The following is a 1,353-nucleotide window of genomic DNA, read 5'->3' as shown; positions in this document are numbered from 1 at the left end:
GCTCCCACATCTATGGATATCCCCATTTCTGCAATACTGTTTTCGATGCGTGCTTGGCTTGCTTTCATCTATCCGGCGTCTGGGTGGCGACCCTGCGCCTCGATGAGAATCGCGCCCGACGGCCCTTCATAGTGGAAAGGCTTTTTCAGCCTTGTGGGAGCCCAGGGTAGTCGTCAGGCCGGTTGGCCGTTCACGTCATCTGTTATCCAGCATCGCAAAACCAATGGGTGGTGCTCGGTGACAGCAGGGTTAAGCGTTCATTGCGCTTGGCCCTGCTTTGAATTCATCGTGGTGAGCGGCGATCGACCAGGCAATTCTTGCCAATTTGTTGGCCAAGGCGCAGACCACATGATTGGAATGATGGCGAGCCAGTAACTGGCGGACCCAATCGGCCAGCACGCCTGTCTGTCGATCCAACCCCATCAGATACACTCGGGCGCATTGAATGAGCAGCCGCCTCTGATTGCGGTCACCGCGTTTGCTGATACCTAACAATACGGTCTTGTCGCCGGTGGAATATTGCCTGGGCACCAACCCGATCGAGGCCGAATAGTCTCGGCCGCACTTGAACTGCTGACCGCTGCCCAACTCCGCAGCCAGGACGCTGGAGGTGATCGGGCCTACACAAGGCATCGTCATCAGGCGAGAAGCCAGATCATCTTCAGCTGCTTGGCGTTCAACCTGCTTGTCCAGTGCCTTGACCTGCTCGTCCAGGTAGTTGAAGTGCGCCTGCAGCCCCAGCAGGATTTGTTTGATCAGCACAGAAAATGAGCATTCATCGAGCAGCGCTGGCAGTTCTTTGATCGCGTGAAAGCCTGGGGAAAGGCTGATGCCGACTTCCAACAGAGCGGCGTGAATCCGATTGACGGTGGCGGTGCGCTCCTTGATGTAGGAGTCACGTACCGAATTGAGCATGGCCAGCGCTTGTTGTGCTTCGGTTTTAGGGGGCACAAAACGCATGGTCGGGCGGCTCGCCGCCTCGCAAATCGCCATGGCATCGGCAAAGTCGTTCTTGTTGCTTTTTACGTAGGGACGAACGAGGTGTGGGGCTATGAGCTTGGGCACATGCCCCCATTTTGCGGCTTCTCGCGCCATATAGTGGGCGCCGCCACAGGCCTCCATCGCCACCGTGCACGGTTCAAGGTTGGCCAGGTGCCTGGCCAGCCCTGCACGATTGAACTTCTTGTGGTAGAGCTCGTGACCACGGTCATCTTGGGCATGCAAATGAAAGGTATGTTTTCCCAGATCGATGGCGACAATAGTTACGTTGTTCATGGCAATGGCCTCCGAAAGACACCCTGTGAAAGCTTAGAGAGCGATCACAGGGTGTGAGGGGATAGCCATTTCATTAGT

General features: G+C 56.2%; 1 protein-coding gene. It reads right to left on the bottom strand.

Annotated elements, in window-relative coordinates:
- Positions 1-249: 249 nt before the first annotated feature.
- The gene (locus F7R06_RS30645; RefSeq protein ID WP_090323462.1) at positions 250-1,275 is read right to left on the bottom strand and encodes an IS110 family RNA-guided transposase; all 1,026 of its coding nucleotides are present in this window, start codon (positions 1,273-1,275) and stop codon (positions 250-252) included.
- Positions 1,276-1,353: the final 78 nt, after the last annotated feature.

The sequence above is a fragment of the Pseudomonas moorei genome (genome assembly GCF_008801475.1).
GTDB lineage: Bacteria > Pseudomonadota > Gammaproteobacteria > Pseudomonadales > Pseudomonadaceae > Aquipseudomonas > Aquipseudomonas moorei.
This window is presented reverse-complemented; position numbering and strand designations above follow the sequence as displayed.